Raw genomic sequence first — 1460 nt, 5'->3', positions numbered from 1 at the left:
TCTCGCCATTACTGAGACTAGCGGGATTTTATCGTCATCCCTTTGAAATCACAGCAGAGAAAGAGGTTAAAATTACCTCCGAAGATGATGGTATAATTGTTACTGGACGTATTGATATTCTGATTTTTAAACCAGAATTCTGGGTTACTGTTATTGAAGCCAAAGGCACAAAATACGCCTTGGCAGCTGGAATTCCCCAAGTCTTAGCCTATATGTTGGGTAATCCTAATCCAGAGCAACCTATCCTCGGGTTTATCACCAATGGTAATGAGTTTAAATTCCTAAAGATGACAACCCAAAAGCCACCTAAATATGCTCACTCCTATACATTCGCTCTTGAGAACAAAGATGACATTTACACTGTGCTGAGAATCTTAAAACGTATTAACCAAATCATCCAAAATACATAGTCAGCTTCCGTTAGCGGTCAGCGGTCAGCTGTCAGGCGTGAGCTTATTTTATTCAAAAGCTGTTCGCACTTTAAGTAGCGTCGTCAAAGGCCAAAGCTTACCTCTTTTCTTGATGCAAAGCGCGAGTGGGGGAAACCACGCCAGACCGCGAGTGGGGGGAACCCCCAAGACCGCACTGGCTCCCCAAGACCGTAATGGTGCTTTTTCCGCATTAAGAATTAAATTCGCCACGGGTCGCACCTCTGCATCGCTTATTCAAAAGTCAAGTAGCGTGCGGATTAGCTGATAGCTGTTCGCGTAGCGTGCGCGTAGCGCTTAAGCTGATAACTGATAGCTATCAACATCTTGAGGGGGTTGTCTAGAATAACTGATCTACTCGCACCCCTCAGCTAAATGTCCAAGTTTTCCTGGATAGTTTAGCTTACTGCTAAGAAGCGGTTTCTGTAGCATGGGTGTAGCGTATTAGCTGACTGCTTACACGTCCTGGAAAGGACTTTACCTTTTTCGCAAAAAGAACTATTATACTCATACTGCTGCCCACCGCTTACTGGAAGCAGCACATGATACCCAAACAAAAGAAGTGATTATCTGTTTATTGATCAGGTTATTGATCAAGTGTGACCGCTGTATACCAAGTATGGTATCTTCACCATGGTGGTAATGGGGGTAAGGGTAACTGACACTATGTAGCTGATACTGTGATTGTTATCAATAACTTATAGGTTATTAACAAGCACGGTTAATTGCCTAGCAACATCTAACCGAATCCACTAGTGAAAGCAGCAACTAGTTTGGTAAAACTACCTAGATTGTATACTTAACTGATGAGATAAACCTATTAGAGACTTAGACCATTGACATAAAGTTTCCGGAATATCGATAAAAACCAATCGATTGACAGTTGAGACTTGGGTAAAAAAAAATACCAATTAAATTAGGGTCGGCGACCTAGTTGAATCTAGACTACTTAAAATAACCCAAGTTTTCATAGGCTTCCGAAAAGCTAAAAACAGGTAGCTTATGTTTCGGTTACTCCCTAGTCATTGGGAG

General features: G+C 42.0%; 2 protein-coding genes. One reads left to right on the top strand and one right to left on the bottom strand.

The window, feature by feature from the left end:
• A partial coding sequence (locus tag F6K53_RS42110) for a type I restriction endonuclease (protein ID WP_366511444.1) occupies positions 1-410 on the top strand: 410 nt, incomplete at its 5' end.
• Between the two features lie 48 nt (positions 411-458).
• On the opposite strand, the gene F6K53_RS42105 is transcribed toward F6K53_RS42110, so the two are convergent.
• On the bottom strand, positions 459-641 hold the full coding sequence (locus tag F6K53_RS42105) for a hypothetical protein (RefSeq protein ID WP_293086434.1): 183 nt from the start codon (positions 639-641) through the stop codon (positions 459-461).
• Positions 642-1460 lie beyond the last annotated feature (819 nt).

The organism is Moorena sp. SIO4A1 (genome assembly GCF_010672065.1).
Taxonomy (GTDB): Bacteria; Cyanobacteriota; Cyanobacteriia; order Cyanobacteriales; family Coleofasciculaceae; genus Moorena.
Note: the sequence above shows the minus strand (reverse complement) of the source record. Positions and strands in the feature narration are given on the sequence as shown.